Annotated in this window: 17 protein-coding genes; 13 read left to right on the top strand and 4 right to left on the bottom strand. The window is 52.6% G+C overall.

Translation table 11 applies throughout. The annotated features are described in order from the left end of the window. Positions 1-3: 3 nt before the first annotated feature. From hcr to ltaE, 3 genes are all read left to right on the top strand, one after another. Complete coding sequence (hcr, locus tag HHI26_RS16250; RefSeq protein WP_171149372.1) at positions 4-984, top strand: NADH oxidoreductase; 981 nt, start codon at positions 4-6, stop codon at positions 982-984. A gap of 131 nt (positions 985-1,115) precedes the next feature. After that, complete coding sequence (gene poxB, locus HHI26_RS16245; RefSeq protein WP_171149371.1) at positions 1,116-2,837, top strand: ubiquinone-dependent pyruvate dehydrogenase; 1,722 nt, start codon at positions 1,116-1,118, stop codon at positions 2,835-2,837. A 65-nt stretch (positions 2,838-2,902) separates the two neighbouring features. Next, positions 2,903-3,907 (top strand): low-specificity L-threonine aldolase, encoded by a 1,005-nt coding sequence (gene ltaE, locus HHI26_RS16240; protein WP_159338121.1) that lies wholly within the window; start codon positions 2,903-2,905, stop codon positions 3,905-3,907. Position 3,908: 1 nt separating this feature from the next. Here the strand turns inward: ltaE and HHI26_RS16235 are convergent, their stop codons facing one another. Continuing rightward, positions 3,909-4,751 carry an N-acetylmuramoyl-L-alanine amidase gene (locus HHI26_RS16235; protein ID WP_159338120.1) on the bottom strand — a complete coding sequence of 281 codons (843 nt, stop codon included), beginning with the start codon at positions 4,749-4,751 and terminating at the stop codon, positions 3,909-3,911. Then, positions 4,751-5,074 (bottom strand): heavy metal-binding domain-containing protein, encoded by a 324-nt coding sequence (locus HHI26_RS16230; protein ID WP_159338119.1) that lies wholly within the window; start codon positions 5,072-5,074, stop codon positions 4,751-4,753. The genes HHI26_RS16235 and HHI26_RS16230 overlap by 1 nt, the downstream gene beginning before the upstream one ends. A gap of 100 nt (positions 5,075-5,174) precedes the next feature. Here HHI26_RS16230 and HHI26_RS16225 point away from each other — a divergent pair, with 100 nt between their 5' ends. From HHI26_RS16225 to HHI26_RS16195, 7 genes are all read left to right on the top strand, one after another. Then, a complete protein-coding gene (locus HHI26_RS16225; RefSeq protein WP_159338118.1) occupies positions 5,175-5,705 on the top strand; it encodes a lipoprotein in 531 nt (176 codons plus the stop codon). Positions 5,706-5,994: 289 nt separating this feature from the next. Continuing rightward, on the top strand, positions 5,995-6,645 hold the full coding sequence (locus HHI26_RS16220; RefSeq protein ID WP_171149370.1) for a hypothetical protein: 651 nt from the start codon (positions 5,995-5,997) through the stop codon (positions 6,643-6,645). A gap of 1,036 nt (positions 6,646-7,681) precedes the next feature. Further along, positions 7,682-8,410, top strand: coding sequence for an arginine ABC transporter ATP-binding protein ArtP (gene artP / locus HHI26_RS16215; RefSeq protein ID WP_133841067.1), 729 nt, complete (start codon positions 7,682-7,684; stop codon positions 8,408-8,410). A 15-nt stretch (positions 8,411-8,425) separates the two neighbouring features. Next, a complete protein-coding gene (gene artJ, locus HHI26_RS16210) occupies positions 8,426-9,157 on the top strand; it encodes an arginine ABC transporter substrate-binding protein (RefSeq protein WP_159338115.1) in 732 nt (243 codons plus the stop codon). Positions 9,158-9,160: 3 nt separating this feature from the next. Beyond that, positions 9,161-9,877, top strand: coding sequence for an arginine ABC transporter permease ArtQ (gene artQ / locus HHI26_RS16205; protein ID WP_133841069.1), 717 nt, complete (start codon positions 9,161-9,163; stop codon positions 9,875-9,877). Continuing rightward, positions 9,877-10,545, top strand: a complete 669-nt coding sequence (artM, locus tag HHI26_RS16200; RefSeq protein WP_133841070.1) for an arginine ABC transporter permease ArtM — start codon at positions 9,877-9,879, stop codon at positions 10,543-10,545. The genes artQ and artM overlap by 1 nt, the downstream gene beginning before the upstream one ends. A gap of 138 nt (positions 10,546-10,683) precedes the next feature. Then, positions 10,684-11,415 carry an arginine ABC transporter substrate-binding protein gene (locus tag HHI26_RS16195; protein WP_133841071.1) on the top strand — a complete coding sequence of 244 codons (732 nt, stop codon included), beginning with the start codon at positions 10,684-10,686 and terminating at the stop codon, positions 11,413-11,415. 129 nt (positions 11,416-11,544) lie between these two features. On the opposite strand, the gene rlmC is transcribed toward HHI26_RS16195, so the two are convergent. Continuing rightward, on the bottom strand, positions 11,545-12,672 hold the full coding sequence (gene rlmC / locus HHI26_RS16190) for a 23S rRNA (uracil(747)-C(5))-methyltransferase RlmC (RefSeq protein ID WP_133841072.1): 1,128 nt from the start codon (positions 12,670-12,672) through the stop codon (positions 11,545-11,547). Between the two features lie 55 nt (positions 12,673-12,727). Next, positions 12,728-13,201 (bottom strand): YbjO family protein, encoded by a 474-nt coding sequence (locus HHI26_RS16185; RefSeq protein ID WP_133841073.1) that lies wholly within the window; start codon positions 13,199-13,201, stop codon positions 12,728-12,730. Between the two features lie 379 nt (positions 13,202-13,580). On the opposite strand from HHI26_RS16185, the gene HHI26_RS16180 reads away from it, so the two are divergent. The 3 genes from HHI26_RS16180 to HHI26_RS16170 are packed head-to-tail and all read left to right on the top strand — an operon-like array spanning position 13,581 to position 15,843. After that, positions 13,581-14,252: a nucleoside recognition domain-containing protein gene (locus tag HHI26_RS16180; protein ID WP_133841074.1), complete on the top strand. Its 672-nt coding sequence runs from the start codon at positions 13,581-13,583 to the stop codon at positions 14,250-14,252. Continuing rightward, on the top strand, positions 14,242-14,715 hold the full coding sequence (locus HHI26_RS16175; protein ID WP_133841075.1) for a YjiG family protein: 474 nt from the start codon (positions 14,242-14,244) through the stop codon (positions 14,713-14,715). The genes HHI26_RS16180 and HHI26_RS16175 overlap by 11 nt, the downstream gene beginning before the upstream one ends. Positions 14,716-14,739: 24 nt before the next feature. Beyond that, the gene (locus HHI26_RS16170) at positions 14,740-15,843 is read left to right on the top strand and encodes an amidohydrolase (RefSeq protein ID WP_159338113.1); all 1,104 of its coding nucleotides are present in this window, start codon (positions 14,740-14,742) and stop codon (positions 15,841-15,843) included. Positions 15,844-15,904 lie beyond the last annotated feature (61 nt).

Genomic DNA, 15,904 nt, shown 5'->3' with positions numbered 1-15,904 from the left:
CTCATGAATTCAACGATACTATGCCCCTGGCGCATGCAGGTTCACCATGTGCAGCAGGAAACCCCCGATGTCTGGACGCTTGCGCTGATTAACCATGACTTCTATCGCTGGCAGGCGGGCCAGTTCGCGCTGGTGAAAATCGGTAACAGCGATGAAATGCGCGCATATACGCTGTCATCCACCCCAGGACAAAGCCCGTTTATCACGCTCACCGTGCGGCAGATCGAACAGGGCAAAGGCTCGGGCTGGTTGACGCGAGATGTTCGCCCGGGAAACGATATTTGGCTGTCCGATCCTCAGGGAGATTTCAGCTGTCAGCGCCATCCCGCCAGCCATTATCTCTTTCTGGCGGCAGGCTGCGGCATCACACCGATGATGTCGATGTGCCGCTGGCTACATGCGCAGCGCCCGGCCTGCAATGTGCAACTACTGTACAGCGTTCGCTCACCGCAGGATGTCATTTTTGCCCATGAACTCAGCGCCATGCAGCCGTGGTTAACGTTGACGATTATCGCTGAAAATAGCGGCACGGAAGCGATGCTATCCGGCCGCCTGGATCGTATGCGCCTGGCCGCACTGGTGCCTGATATGGTTCGGCGTACCGTGATGATCTGCGGACCCGAGGCCTATATGGCGAGCCTGCAACATGATGTGAAGGCACTGGGGGCAAAGACGATTTTCACAGAACAGTTCACCCCAGTAGCCGATGTCGCCAAAGAAGAGACGCAGTTTACCCTGCGCAGCCCGATGCGCTTACAGGCTGACACCTTTCCGTCAGGCTGGTCACTGCTGGCCGCGATGGAACACCATAAACTCCCCGCTGCCGCTGCCTGTCGCTCGGGCGTGTGCGGCTGCTGTAAAACCCGCGTGACGGAAGGCCACTACCAAACCCGCAGCCAGCAGACACTTAGTGACACCGAGATTAGCCAGGGTTACGTACTGGCATGCAGCTGCTATCCAGAAAGCGATATCGTCCTCGCCTGATCTCACGTTTGACTCCCGTGTGAAACCGCTTGTTTCACACGGTATCACCTGCCCGGCGCATCCTAAACTAAGCTTGTAACCGTGAACTTTATCTTCCCGTCAAAGGACATCCCCATCACTGAGGAGAACGCATGAAGCAAACTGTTGCAGCCCTGGTCGCAAAAACACTGGAAAGTGCGGGCGTAAAACGTATCTGGGGCGTCACGGGCGACTCACTGAACGGCTTGAGTGACAGCCTTAATCGTATGGGAACCATTCGCTGGATGCCCACGCGTCACGAAGAAGTGGCGGCGTTTGCCGCTGGCGCTGAAGCTCACCTTACTGGAGAACTGGCGGTCTGTGCCGGATCCTGTGGGCCCGGTAACCTGCATCTCATCAATGGTCTGTTCGACTGTCACCGCAACCACGTGCCGGTATTAGCGATTGCCGCACATATTCCGTCAGCGGAAATCGGCAGCAACTACTTTCAGGAAACCCATCCACAAGAGTTGTTTCGTGAATGCAGCCACTACTGCGAACTGGTCTCTAACCCTGAGCAACTCCCTCAGGTGCTGGGGATTGCCATGCGTAAAGCGATCCTCAATAAAGGCGTTTCCGTGGTGGTGTTACCGGGGGATATTGCTCTCCAGCTGGCCCCGGAAACCGCCAGTGCCGACTGGTATCCTCCGCAGTTACCGCAGGTGCAGCCCGTTGCCGCTGAGCTGGAGAAACTGGCTGCTGCGCTCAATCAGGGCGGCAATATCACCCTGCTGTGCGGCAGCGGCTGTGCAGGCGCGCACAGCGAAGTGTTGGCACTGGCTGAAACCCTGAAAGCCCCGGTGGTGCACGCCCTGCGCGGCAAAGAACATATCGAATACGACAATCCCTACGACGTGGGTATGACCGGATTAATCGGCTTCTCCTCCGGCTACCACGCAATGATGAATGCTGACACGCTGCTGATCCTCGGTAGCCAGTTCCCTTACCGGGCTTTTTATCCGGCCAATGCGAAAATCATTCAGATCGATATCAATCCCGGCAGTCTGGGCAGCCACTGTGCGCTGGATATGGCGCTGGTCGGTGATGTCAAGGCCACGCTCACGGCCTTACTGCCACAGCTCAGTGTGAAAACCGAACGCGGCTTCCTCGATCAGGCGCTGGAGCACTACGCCAAAGCGCGTAAAGAGCTGGATGCGCTGGCCACCGCTAACGATAAACAACCGATCCATCCGCAGTATCTGGCACAGCAGATCAGTCGCTACGCCAGCGAAGATGCGATCTTCACCTGTGATGTCGGCACCCCAACCGTCTGGGCAGCCCGTTATCTGAAAATGAACGGCAAACGCCGCCTGCTTGGATCATTCAGTCACGGTTCAATGGCCAATGCGATGCCGCAGGCCATTGGTGCCCAGGCCATAGATCCTGGCCGTCAAACCATCGCGCTGTGTGGTGACGGAGGATTCAGCATGTTGATGGGCGATTTCCTCTCACTGGCACAGCTAAAGTTGCCGGTCAAAATCGTGGTGTTTAACAACAGCGTATTGGGGTTTGTGGCAATGGAGATGAAGTCTGGCGGCTATCTCACCGACGGCACCGACCTGGAAAACCCCAACTTCGCGGCGATTGCTAACGCCTGCGGAGTGAAAGGCATTCGGGTTGAACAGGCATCGCAACTGGACGACGCCATACAACAGGCGCTGGCACATGATGGCCCGGCACTGATCGACGTGGTCACCGCCAAAGAGGAGCTGGCGATGCCGCCGCAAATCAAACTCGAACAGGCGAAAGGCTTCAGCCTGTATATGCTGCGCGCAATTATTAATGGTCGCGGTGACGAAGTGGTTGATCTGGCAAAAACCAACTGGCTGCGGTAAAAAAGAGTGAAGGCCTTTTCACGGACGCTGCGGCGTCCGTTTTACTGTTGACAGGAGAGTTGAGCGTGATTGACCTGCGTAGTGATACCGTGACCCGCCCCAGCCAGGCGATGCTGAATGCCATGATGTCGGCTGAAACCGGCGATGATGTTTATGGTGATGACCCCACCGTCAATCAACTGGAATCAGAGGCTGCTCGCCTGAGCGGCAAGGCCGCCGCCCTGTTCCTGCCCACAGGTACCCAGGCGAATCTGGTCGCCCTGCTTTGCCACTGTCAGCGTGGTGAAGAGTATATCGTCGGTCAGCTGGCACATAACTACAAATACGAAGCAGGCGGCGCGGCGGTGCTGGGCAGCATACAGCCCCAGCCGATCCTTGCAGCCGCTGACGGATCGTTACCGCTGGATGTGGTGGCGCAGTTTATCAAACCCGATGATGTCCATTTCGCTATCACTCGCCTGTTAAGCCTGGAGAATACCCATAACGGCAAGGTGCTGCCGATTGCCTATCTGCAACAGGCATGGGATTTTACCCGCGAACGTCAACTGGCGCTGCATATCGATGGTGCACGTATTTTCAACGCGGCGGTGGCGCTGGACGTGCCGCTGGAGGCACTTGCACGCTATTGCGATACGCTGACGATCTGCCTGTCTAAAGGGCTGGGAACGCCGGTAGGATCGTTGTTGTGCGGCAGTGAGGAATTTATTCATCGCGCTCGCCGCTGGCGGAAGATGACAGGCGGTGGCATGCGTCAGGCGGGAATTCTGGCCGCCGCCGGGCTGTATGCGCTGGAGCATAACGTCGCCCGCTTAAAAGATGACCACGACAATGCCGCCTGGCTGGCAGAGGCACTGCGTGGCATCGGCGTGGATGTCACCCGTCACGATACCAACATGGTGTTCCTGCGGCTGCCAGAAGCGCAGGTTGCCACGCTGGGGCCGTGGATGCGCGAACGCGGTATTCTCCTCAGCCCCGGACCCGTGACGCGTCTGGTAACCCACCTGGATGCCGACCGTGATGCACTGCAACAGCTGGTCAGCCAGTGGCAGGCATTTTTAGCCGCGCAGTAAATTAGTCAGAACCGTATTTCTCCAGTAACGCAGCGGCAATGGCTTCGGTTTCAGCATCGGCCACGCCGCTGTAATCTGACGGGCGAAAGTGCATTTGAAAGGCGGCGATCAACGCCTGCTGCTGATACGGTTTCATCTGCGGCGTCACCTCATAACCATAACGGGCTAACAGATCCAGCAGGCGGGTTTTATCCACGCGCTGTGTCGGTGGGCGACCCGCCAGCCAGAATGTCACCCTTTCTGCATCAGGCCATGCACCAATACCCTGCCCGGCAAACCACTGCCAGGGAAACAGCGGGCCAGGGTCCTGTTTACGCAGCGGAGCAATATCACTGTGCGCCACCACGTCCTGTGGCTGAATACCGTAGCGCTGCACAATGTCACGCACCAGCGGCAACAGTGCATCCATCTGCGACTGTGGGAACGGCTGCCAGACCACAACGCCGCCCTCACGGTGCCAGCCCTGATTCTCCAGCTCAATACCGATGGAGGTATCATTCAGCCGGGTTGCGCCGCGCCAGAAACTCTCCCCGGCATGCCACGCCAGCATCGCCTCCGGCACCAGTCGCCATACCAGCGGCTGACCATCATATTTCGGTGGCGTTGCCGGTAAAAGATAGTGAGCGCTTACCCGACGGTCGGTTAGCGTATTCAGTGAACGCGGGAAGTCCCCGGCCGTATAGTGGATCACCAGTACTTTGACGCGCGGGCGCGCACCGTAAGCTTCCTGCCGGGTATCCACCGTGTATCCCTGATGCGGTTGCAGCCCTTTCGGGGTAATAGAGGTATACAGAAAGACCGCCAGCAGCAGCAACAGCGGGCGAACGATAGACAACGGACGCATCAGTGATGCAGTTTCACTGCGGTGCCACTGACACTGACCATCAGCATACTGCTGTCTTTGCCCACGGTTTCATAATCAATATCGATTCCGACAACGGCATCGGCCCCCAGCGCTTTCGCCTGTGCTTCCAGCTCGCTAAAGGCTATCTGGCGCGCCTTACGCAGTTCTTTCTCATACGCCCCGGAACGGCCGCCGACGATGTCACGGATGCCGGCAAAAAAGTCTTTAAAAATGTTGGCGCCAAGAATCGCCTCGCCGGTGACGACACCGCAATATTCAGTAATGGGCTGGCCTTCCAGCGTTGGCGTTGTGGAAAATTTCATGTCGCTCTCCTTGTTCAGTGTTCACTTCGCTCTTGCAACTATACTCAGCGGCTATAATCAATGATAAAGCACACTCGCTGATAACAATAAGGAAATCAGAATGAAATACCTACCCTTTGCTTCCGTGGTACCCCTTGCGCTGTTACTGAGTGCCTGTACTACCGTAGAACCTGCCTATAAGGACATTGGTACCCGGGTGGGGCCCTGTGCTGATGGCGGCCCGGACAGCGTAGCGCAGCAGTTCTACGATCTGCGTACACAACAACCTTCACCGGGATTGCCGGATGCTCAACTGCTGGCAAAGTACCGCCCGCTACTCAGTGATGCGCTCTATCAGTCTCTGATTAACGCACAAACGAAACCGAATAAAACCGCACTGCTGACGGGAGATATCTTCTCCAGTCAGAGCCAGGGTGCTACGGACGCCAGCGTGGCGGATGCTTCGACTATCCCGAATACCGATGCCCGTAACATCCCGTTGCGCGTCACGCTGAAACGGGGTGATACAAGCTGGCAGGATGAAGTGCTGATGGTTCGTGAGGGCACCTGCTGGTCCGTCAGTGATGTGCGCTATCTGGGCCCTAATCCGCATCTTTCCGGCGGCTCACTCGTCCAACTGCTGCAAAAATAAGTCACGAATACGTGCCGCTGGCTGGCGGCACGATGTTTAATGCCGTCTTTATCCCCATAGAATAATTCATACGATCGCCTCCTGCCCCCTGATTTATAATCGTATTATTACTATTTCCAATCTAATTCATTGAACGTAAAATTCGCCGAGCAGATGGTTTATTCAGAAAGTCACACTGGCGCAAAACAAACCAGACAGGCACCAATGAAACACATTATAATTACTCAGTTAAAATAATAATAATAATGTCACTTCAACCTAATGAAAAAAGCACAAAAAAGGATGTAAAATGAGTGATACAGAAAGAATTTCAAAACAAATAATAGCGTTAATGAAAACTGACAGCAAACCATTTTATATAAAATACACAACCTTCGCTGGTAATATCGTCAAGGACTTCTCAAGAGATATCGGATATTCTTCTTATGAATACTTTGATACCGAAAACAGATGGGTAAATAAATTGGATTCAGACAGGTTATTTAGACGAATTAAATTCGGTATTTCTAATGATGAGATAAGAAAAATAATAGTATTAGTTGTGGGCGAATTTACAAGAAACTCGAGAAAACACGTCACAGACATTATCGCTGAACAAGCAGGAAAGGCTTCTGGGCGAATATTTATAAACAGCATTCTGCTTCAGGACATGGCATCTTACTTTACCAGTAAATTACTTCCCAAGATTATATTCAACGCAACATTCACACTGAGTGTTACAATAGCTGGAGCCAGAGCAAGATCTTTATATGTTTCGAGAAAATTAAAAAACAAGTCACCTTCATTGTTTTATATGATGAGAAAAAAAGATGACCTCGACCTGTTTTATTTTCTTGTCGATGATTACTTGGAACCCTTTATTGACGCACTATCAATAAAGGAAAATAATGAAGAGGAATTTCATGAGATAATAAAAAATATTTTAAGTGGAATTAACTAAATGTCATTTTAATTAATTAGAAATTAGCATATCTATTATCTTAAATCTATCAATTAGTGCCATCAAAGTTCGATAAAAAAACAACAACACCCAAAAAATTCATCAACGGCGTTAGCCCACTCCCTAACACCAATATTTTGAGAAAATATATTATTACATTAACAATGATGTCTTTATTGAAAAATAAAGACATCCTACTATAATCAGCAATATTAACAGGTGGCCAATCAGATCTCCTGAGTTAAAAGAATAGATACCACCATCCTCGACAATTCTTTTTATTGAAAAAATAGCGCTAACAAAAACAAAGCAAAAAAAAGCAAAAAAAAGAAAAGAGATAAAAACCATGAACATTTTAAAGTGCTTTTTTGAATCCATTCAATATAACTCCTGTAAGTTATTCTCACCTTAATGATTTCGACATGCAAATAGCATATTACATGTAATCCACCCGATCCCGGAAGTGACGAACCGTCATGGTTTATCAGAAAAAATTGCATTTCGAAAAAATCACAATTGAAACAATAAATCATTACTTTGCTTGAGATCCGATTCTATGAAAGCCATAAAAATACGACATCTGCAATCACGTGGATATTGTAACCGTAACTTTTAATTAGTTCAATGAGCGTAAATTATTATCATGATTAAATTTCTAGCCACAACCAGTAATCCCTGATTATCGCATGCATTCACGTTAAGAATTCGATGGCGTATTTTAATAATCAGAGGCATACCCTTCATACTTTAAGATGCAGATGCGTTTTCTACACCCATTCGCCCCAGCCACATAGTTATCTATGCTCATGAAGGTTCACGGGCTCGCCATCCTTCTGTAGCACAGTCATTGATCCGATCCCGCGCACATAATTGCATAACAGCCCCGATACATTTCAGTGAAAACCGTAACATCGCGCTATCTTGTGCTACTATTTAATCACCCTGCCCGCATAAATAAATTTTAACGCACAATGATTGCATAACTATGCTGTCGACGTTAAGATTCGCGGCATCAATTGCTATTCACTTTTTGCGCATGAGTATTCAACTAAACGGTATTAACTGCTATTACGGTGCCCACCAGGCGCTTTTTGACATTCAGCTGGCTTGCCCTCAGGGTGAGACGCTGGTATTGCTGGGGCCAAGCGGTGCCGGGAAGAGCTCTCTCCTGCGTGTGTTAAACCTGCTGGAGATGCCGCGTTCCGGTACGCTGGAAATCGCTGGCAATCGCTTTGACTTCACAAAACCCCCTGGCGACGTGGCAATACGCGAACTGCGTCAAAACGTCGGTATGGTGTTCCAACAGTATAATCTCTGGCCTCACCTGACTGTCGTTCAGAACCTGATCGAAGCCCCCTGCCGCGTGCTGGGCTTAAGCAAAGCGCAGGCACATGAACGTGCTGCGAAACTGCTCGATCGCCTGCGTCTGACGACCTTTGCCGACCGTTATCCTCTGCACCTGTCCGGTGGCCAGCAGCAGCGCGTAGCCATTGCTCGTGCTCTGATGATGGAACCGGCTGTGCTGCTGTTCGATGAACCCACCGCTGCACTGGACCCGGAAATCACCGCCCAGATCGTCAGCATCATTCGTGAACTGGCGCAGACCAATATCACCCAGGTGATCGTCACCCATGAAGTGGAAGTGGCGCGTAAAACGGCCAGCCGCGTGGTGTATATGGAAAATGGCTATATTGTCGAACAGGGTGATGCCAGCCGCTTTACACAGCCGCAAACCGAGGCGTTTGCCCATTATCTTTCGCATTAATTGCAGGACATAACGATGAAAAAAATTGTCATTGCCGCACTGTTAGCCGGTTTCAGCCTGAGCGCCAGCGCCACTCAAACCCTTCGTTTTGCTACTGAGGCGTCTTACCCTCCTTTCGAATTCGTGGATTCTGATAATAAGATCCAGGGGTTTGATGTCGATCTGGCCAACGCGCTGTGCCGCGAAATCGGTGCCGAATGTACCTTCACCAACCAGGCGTTCGACAGCCTGATCCCCAGTCTGAAATTCCGTCGTTTTGATGCAGTGATGGCCGGTATGGATATCACGCCTGAGCGTGAAAAACAGGTCCTGTTCACCAAAGCCTATTACGACAACTCTGCGCTGTTTATTATCCAGAAAGATAAAGTCAGCAGCGTAGATGCACTGAAAGGCAAACGCGTGGGTGTGCAGAACGGCACCACACACCAGAAATACCTGAGCGAAAAGCTGCCTGCTATTAACGTTGTGCCATACGACAGCTATCAGAACGCGATCCTCGACCTGAAAAATGGCCGTATCGATGCGGTATTTGGTGATACAGCGGTGGTCAACGAATGGCTGAAACAGAACCCAAATCTGACGCCAATGGGCGAGAAAGTGACGGATAAAGCCTACTTCGGCACCGGCCTCGGCATTGCCGTGCGTCAGGGTAATACCGAGCTTCAGAGCAAATTCGACGCGGCGCTGGACAAGGTGAAAGCCAACGGCACCTATAAGACTATCTACAGCAAGTGGTTTCAGCAGTAATTAATGAGCGAACTTTATACTCTCGCCAGCGCCGCCGGGATGACCGTCGGCCTGGCCGTTTGTGCACTGATCGCCGGTTTAATACTGGCGATGATTTTCGCCGTCTGGGAATCTGCGCGCTGGCGTCCCCTCGCCTGGCTCGGAACCGGACTGGTCACGCTGTTTCGCGGCCTGCCGGAAATCCTTGTGGTGCTGTTTATCTACTTCGGTGCCTCACAGCTGCTGCTCACGCTGTCGGACGGCTTCACCGTTAACCTGGGGTTCGTTCAAATCCCGGTTCAGGTCGCCATTGAGAATTTTGACGTCAGCCCGTTTCTTTGCGGGGTGATTGCGCTGGCTATCCTCTACTCCTCTTATGCATCACAAACCCTGCGCGGTGCGCTGAAAGCCGTACCGTCAGGCCAGTGGGAGTCAGGACAAGCGCTGGGAATGAAGAAGACCGCCATCTTCTTTCGCCTGATTATGCCGCAGATGTGGCGCCATGCGCTGCCCGGCCTCGGCAATCAGTGGTTGGTGCTGTTGAAAGATACCGCGCTGGTCTCCCTTATTAGCGTTAACGATATTATGTTGCAGACCAAAAGCATCGCGACCCGCACCCAGGAACCTTTTACCTGGTACGTTATCGCGGCGGGGATTTACCTGCTGATCACCCTGTTCAGCCAATTCGTCCTGAAACGCATTGAACTGCGCACCACACGCTTTGAGCGGGGAGACTGCTGATGTTGAGTTATTTCCCTGAACTGCTGAAAGGTTTGAATACCAGCCTGATGCTCACCGTAGCGTCACTGCTGCTGGCGTTGATTCTGGCCCTGGTGTTTACCGTGATCCTGGCGTTAAAAGTCCCGGTTCTGAACCAGATGACTCGCGCCTATATCACCCTGTTTACCGGCACCCCACTGCTGGTGCAGATCTTCCTGATCTACTACGGACCAGGACAGTTCCCGGCGATCCAGAATATTCACTGGTTATGGAGCCTGCTTTCACAACCCTGGTTGTGTGCGCTGCTGGCCCTGTCACTGAACAGCGCGGCCTATACCACACTGCTGTTCCACGGCGCGGTGCGTGCTATTCCTGCCGGGCAATGGCAGTCCTGTGCGGCGCTGGGCATGAACCGCCGCGATCAACTGCGAATTTTGCTGCCGTATGCATTCAAACGTGCGCTCTCCTCATACTCCAATGAGGTGGTGCTGGTGTTTAAAAGCACCTCGCTGGCCTACACCATTACGCTGATGGAAGTCATGGGTCACGGGCAAATGCTTTACGGACGCACCTACGATGTCAGCGTGTTTGCCGCCGCCGGGGTGATTTATCTGTGCGTAAACGGCTTACTGACCCTGATAATGCGCATGATTGAGCGCCGGGCACTGGCGTTCGAACAGCGGAATTGATGCTTACCGATGCCCGATCCGCACCCGCGCCTCGGGCATTCATGAAAAAAAAGCCTTCGTAGCTCTTTAATCAACGGATAACGAACAGCTTCTGTCGTCGATACTGGTCAGGACAATGAGACCTAAAGGAATTAATAGATGAAAAAACTCGTTCTGGCAGCCTTGCTGGCCAGCGTTGCCTTAGGAACGCAGGCTGCAGACAAGATTCGTTTTGCCTCCTCCGCGACCTACCCTCCCTTTGAATCCCTGAACAGCGATAACCAGATTGTCGGCTTCGATATCGATCTGGCGAAAGCACTGTGCAAACAGATGCAGGCGGAGTGCAGCTTCACCAATAATCCCTTTGACAGTCTGGTTCCTGCGCTGAAGTTCCGCCGCTACGATGCCGTGATTTCCGGTATGGATATCACTGAAGAGCGCCAGAAACAGGTCAGCTTTACTCAACCTTACTACGCCAACTCAGCGATTATTATTGCGCAGAAAGGCAAGTTCACCAGCCTGGATCAGCTGAAGGGTAAACGTGTAGGTATTGAGAACGGCACCACTCACCAGAAGTACCTGCATGATAAGCAGCCGGACATCACGGCGGTGGCCTATGACAGCTACCAGAACGCGATCCTCGACCTGAAAAATAATCGCCTGGATGGCATTTTGGGTGACACCGCAGTGGTCGGCGCCTGGCTTAAGACCAACCCTAATCTCAGCGCCGTCGGCGAGCATATTACGGACAGCAGTTATTTCGGCACGGGTCTGGGTATTGCGGTACGTAAAGATAATGATGCGCTGCTGAAGAAGCTGGACACCGCGCTGGCTGCACTGAAAGCTGACGGAACGATTGATAAACTCAATAAGCAGTGGTTCCCCGAGTAATTTTCGGCATCAGGGCGCGGCATGCCACGCCCCTACCCACATGCTGACGTCATCGTAAGGCATCAGGGCGCGGCATGCCACGCCCCATATAGTGGTATCATCGTAGGGGTCGGGCATGCCCGACCCACTTTACACCCGCTGCAACAGCGTCAACACTTCGTAATGCGCGGTGTGCGGAAACATATCAAAGATCTGAACTTTGATGATGCGATAGGCTTTCAGGCGTCCGATATCGGTGGCCATCGTTTCGGCATTACAGCTGGAATAGAGTATCCAAGGCGGTGCCATTTTTTCCAGATACGCGCAAAGCCCGGCACCAATTCCGCGGCGCGGTGGATTGACCAGCACCAGCTCCGGCACGCTGCCCTCTCCGGTGGCAAAAGCGGTGGAGTCCAGTGCTGCAAAGCTCACTTGTTTCAGTCCCATCTGTTCCGCAGACCGCTGCGCACAGGCAATCGCCTCCTGGCTGATCTCGATCCCCGTCAACTGCATCTCGGGCGTCGCACAATGCAGACCAAAACCACCCACACCGCAGAACAGATCCCACATAGCACTCACCTGCAATTCTCTGACCCAGACTCGCGCAGTGGCATACAGTTCGGCCGCCACCCGTGGATTGGTCTGAAAAAAGCTTTTCGGCAGTACTGACAGCGGCACGTCGTTGAGTTGTTCGGCAAGGACCTGATTATCCGTTAATGGAATCTCTTCCTCCCCCTCCATAATCGCCATCGCCACAGGTTGAATATTGGCAGAAATCACCGCCAATTGAGGCAATGCGCGCTGAAGCTCGGGCAGTGCGGCGCGCAGCTGCGCCAGTTTGGTGGTTGAGCGCAAAACAAAACGTAGCATCAGTTGCCCGTTATGCCGGCTTTCGGTCAACAGGATATATTTCAGTTCACCTCGCCTGCGTGCCACGTTATAGGGCGTCAGCCCGGCACGGGCAATAAACGGGCGTAGTTCAGCAAACACGCTGGCAAAACTGTCAGGATAGAGCGGACAGTCGCTCAGATCGACTGGCGTACCATCACGATGCAACATACCCAGCAGAGGGCGTTCGACGCTGCCGCTGACCACCATTTTGGCTTTATTGCGGAATTTTTGTAGCGGAGAGAGCGCAGGCGGCAACCACTGACCAACCGGAAAACATGCCAACAATTGCTGTAAATGTGACTGTTTTTGAGAAACTTGCCGGGAGTAAGGTGTCTCCAGCCACTGGCAGGAACGGCAACGGCCGGCGTCATAAAGCGCGCAATGCATGATGGAAGCCTGATCTGGGAAGCGAAATGCAGTCGGACAGTATAGCAGTGGAGGATTAACGATAAAACCGTCGGCTACTTTGCGGCACAAAAAGCAGCAACAACACCAGGATATCGGGAAGCTTTTGTACCAGGAGAGAGGGAACGACCTGACTATCATTATCGCTATTAATGCTGAAAATCTCCGGATAGACCCAGCCCATAGACGCCACAAACATATAGATCAGCACCAGCACCTGAGCTGCCAGGAAACCCCAGCGCCCCCAGCTGTGCCCGCGCATCAGGGCAATGGCACAGCGCAGCTCGATAAAGAAGATCAGCTGGCTGGCAATAAAGATCAGCGTTGAATCCCAGGCCTGTGCACTGCGATGCACAAAGTTCATCAGCTCCATCAACCCCAGCTCGTTAGCGAGCAGCAATACGCCGAGGCAGCGGGTAGCAATAATGGCGATACCCGCAATCCATACGGGCACCGGAATGCTTGCCGCGCCGCTGAACAGCGTTTTGCTCTCTCTTATCACTTCAGACATTTCTTCCCTCCTGCTGCTGCCACGCCCTGTGATGGTGCAACTGATCCATCATGGTGTCTTACGGTTGCACTCACAAGAATATTCCCACTGAGAAAAGAAAAAAAGTGTCTTTTATTTCATCGTTGAAAATAAATAATCGGTTTTTCACTTTTATCTTATAGCGAAATTAACCCGCCCTGCCTCAGTTCATTCCGTAAGATTAATGATATGAATGCATTCTGGCACGATATCTGCAATCCGAACCCGGTGGTTCGATCGTTATCGGCAGCAACCACATTATTTTTAGTCCAGGTCGGTCAATAATTCCACTATATGGAACGAAAAATCCGCTATGGGCTATTTGCATAACCTTTGATGAATACCGGGGAGTAGGAACCAGATGTCTGAAGATAAAATAACCCTGTCGGGTGAAAAGTGGTCAGTCGGCAAAGGGGCCTGGCTGGCATTAATATTAGCCATACTGTTTTTTTCCGGCCTGCTGTTTAACGTCGACGGCATGGCATGGCTGGGTGCATTTGATTTCACCACACTGGGTGGCAGTTTCGGCACCATGAAAGATCCGGCCCATAATACCTTTGTCGGTGCGGGCGGACTCAGTGCCAAAGCCGGCTTCCTGTTTGCATTGTCGCTGGTGCCAACCGTGATGCTGGCGCTGGGGCTACTGGAGATCTTCACTCATTACGGCGCCATTCGCGCGGCCCACAAATTGCTGACGCCACTGTTACGTCCCCTGTTAGGTATTCCAGGACGCACAGGGCTGGCCTTAATTACCGATTTACAAAGCACCGATGCAGGTGCGGCATTAACGAAAGAGCTGTACGACAACAAACAGGTGACGAAAAAAGATGTAGTGATCATGGCGGCCTGGCAATATTCCGGCGCAGGGCTGATTAATAACTACTTCTCTATCGGGTCGGCGTTATTTGCTTCGCTGGCCACACCGGTACTGGTCCCGCTGGTGCTGATGTTCGTACTGAAATTTGTTGGCGGCGCTTTTGTCCGTCTGATGCTGAATACCGTTTACAAGCGAGATTTCCAACATGCAGAATAACCCTCAGGTTAGCGTTTCTAATAATCCCTTCGATATCTTTGTGATTGGTGCACGTAAAGGCTTTCATATTGCCATTCATAATTTAATGCCGAACGTGGTGATGGCTTATGTCATTGCTGAAGTGCTGAACCTGCTCGGCGTGATGAAACTGATTGGTACCGTTTTCGCGCCCGTCATGGGGCTGTTCGGCCTGCCCGGTGAAGCGGTTACCGTACTGCTGACCGCCTGGCTCTCCTCCTCTGCCGGAACCGGCGTTGCTATCAGCCTGCTGGCGAAAGGCGTGCTGACCGGGGGAGATATCACTATTCTGGCCCCGGCGATCTTTTTAATGGGTTCTCAGTTACAGTATATGGGCCGCCTGCTCGGTGTTTCCGACGTGCCGAAAAAATACTGGCCGCTGTTAATGCTGACCAGCATTATGAACTCGGTCATCGCGATGCTGGTGATGCGAGTCATTGCGTAACAGAAGCTGAATGGAGTGTATAACGTGTCAAAAGTGTTAGAACATTACCACTACCTGCACGAAATCCCGGAGTTGGGTTTCCAGGAGTTTAAGACCTCGGCCTACATCAGCCAGCAGCTTAAAGCCGCCGGTTATGAGGTTCAGGATCATTTTAATGCCACCACCGGCATTGTCGCTGTGCTGGACAGCGGTGTTCCAGGCCCGACTCTGGCACTGCGTGCCGATATGGATGCGCTGGGGCATATCATCAACGGCATTCCCTGCGCCCGCCATACCTGCGGCCACGACGGTCATTCTTCAGTGGTGCTCACCGCCGCCCAGGAACTGATCGCCGAGCAGGCGATTAAAAAAGGTCGCCTGAAACTAATTTTCCAGCCTGCTGAAGAACTGGGAACCGGCGCGCTGGCGATGATCGACGGCGGGGCAATTGATGATGTCGATATGATCCTCGGTTTCCACGTCCGTCCGGCGGAAGAGTGCGCGGTTGGCACAGCGATCCCTGCCGTGTATTACTCAGCCTGTGTGACCGTTGAAGCCATTATCCGCGGCCAGACCGCGCACGGCGCTCGCCCACACCTTGGCGTCAATGCGCTGGATGCTGGCGTTAGCGCAGTGCAGGCAGTAAATGCGATTCATATGGCACCGAACAGCGTGTGGAGCGTTAAAGCCACGCGTTTCCTCTGCGATGCAGGCGTGACTAACTCGATCCCGGATGAAGCACGCGTGGTGTTCGATCTTCGGGCCGCAAAGAACGAGGATATGGTTGAACTGCAACATCGTGTGCAGCGTGCCATTGAGCACAGCGTTGCCGCCTTTGGCGCACAGGCTGAAGTGCAGGTACTGAAAGCCATGCCCGCAGCCGAAATTGATGATGAGATGAGTGCGCTGATCTCCGGCGCGATTGTCGAGGTATTGGGTCAGGACGCTTTACTTGAACCGCGCTCCACGCCGGGCAGTGAAGATTTCTTCCACTATCCGGTGCAGCGTCCTTCAGTGAAGGCCGGTTTCTGGGGCCTGGGCACCGGGTTAGTTCCTGGATTGCACCATCCGGATATGCATTTTGATCTGAATTCATTGCCGGTGGGGATTAAGATTTTCAAAGCCTGTGTGAAGAAGGTGCTTGGGTGATTGGTCGCCAAGGAACCTCGTAGAGATAACGGGACGACCTTTTTCCGGTCGTCCCGTTTTC

This window comes from Erwinia sp. JH02, assembly GCF_013074405.1.
Lineage (GTDB): Bacteria > Pseudomonadota > Gammaproteobacteria > Enterobacterales > Enterobacteriaceae > Erwinia > Erwinia rhapontici.
This window is presented reverse-complemented; position numbering and strand designations above follow the sequence as displayed.

Coding starts and splice junctions, on each gene's coding strand:
- HHI26_RS16195 (WP_133841071.1), top strand. CDS start 10,684: ATGAAAAAACTCGTTCTGGCAGCCTTGCTGGCCAGCGTTGCCTTAGGA.
- hcr (WP_171149372.1), top strand. CDS start 4: ATGAATTCAACGATACTATGCCCCTGGCGCATGCAGGTTCACCATGTG.
- HHI26_RS16175 (WP_133841075.1), top strand. CDS start 14,242: ATGCAGAATAACCCTCAGGTTAGCGTTTCTAATAATCCCTTCGATATC.
- HHI26_RS16235 (WP_159338120.1), bottom strand. CDS start 4,751: ATGCGTCCGTTGTCTATCGTTCGCCCGCTGTTGCTGCTGCTGGCGGTC.
- artJ (WP_159338115.1), top strand. CDS start 8,426: ATGAAAAAAATTGTCATTGCCGCACTGTTAGCCGGTTTCAGCCTGAGC.
- artM (WP_133841070.1), top strand. CDS start 9,877: ATGTTGAGTTATTTCCCTGAACTGCTGAAAGGTTTGAATACCAGCCTG.
- HHI26_RS16230 (WP_159338119.1), bottom strand. CDS start 5,074: ATGAAATTTTCCACAACGCCAACGCTGGAAGGCCAGCCCATTACTGAA.
- poxB (WP_171149371.1), top strand. CDS start 1,116: ATGAAGCAAACTGTTGCAGCCCTGGTCGCAAAAACACTGGAAAGTGCG.
- artQ (WP_133841069.1), top strand. CDS start 9,161: ATGAGCGAACTTTATACTCTCGCCAGCGCCGCCGGGATGACCGTCGGC.
- HHI26_RS16225 (WP_159338118.1), top strand. CDS start 5,175: ATGAAATACCTACCCTTTGCTTCCGTGGTACCCCTTGCGCTGTTACTG.
- HHI26_RS16220 (WP_171149370.1), top strand. CDS start 5,995: ATGAGTGATACAGAAAGAATTTCAAAACAAATAATAGCGTTAATGAAA.
- rlmC (WP_133841072.1), bottom strand. CDS start 12,672: ATGCATTGCGCGCTTTATGACGCCGGCCGTTGCCGTTCCTGCCAGTGG.
- HHI26_RS16185 (WP_133841073.1), bottom strand. CDS start 13,201: ATGTCTGAAGTGATAAGAGAGAGCAAAACGCTGTTCAGCGGCGCGGCA.
- artP (WP_133841067.1), top strand. CDS start 7,682: ATGAGTATTCAACTAAACGGTATTAACTGCTATTACGGTGCCCACCAG.
- HHI26_RS16180 (WP_133841074.1), top strand. CDS start 13,581: ATGTCTGAAGATAAAATAACCCTGTCGGGTGAAAAGTGGTCAGTCGGC.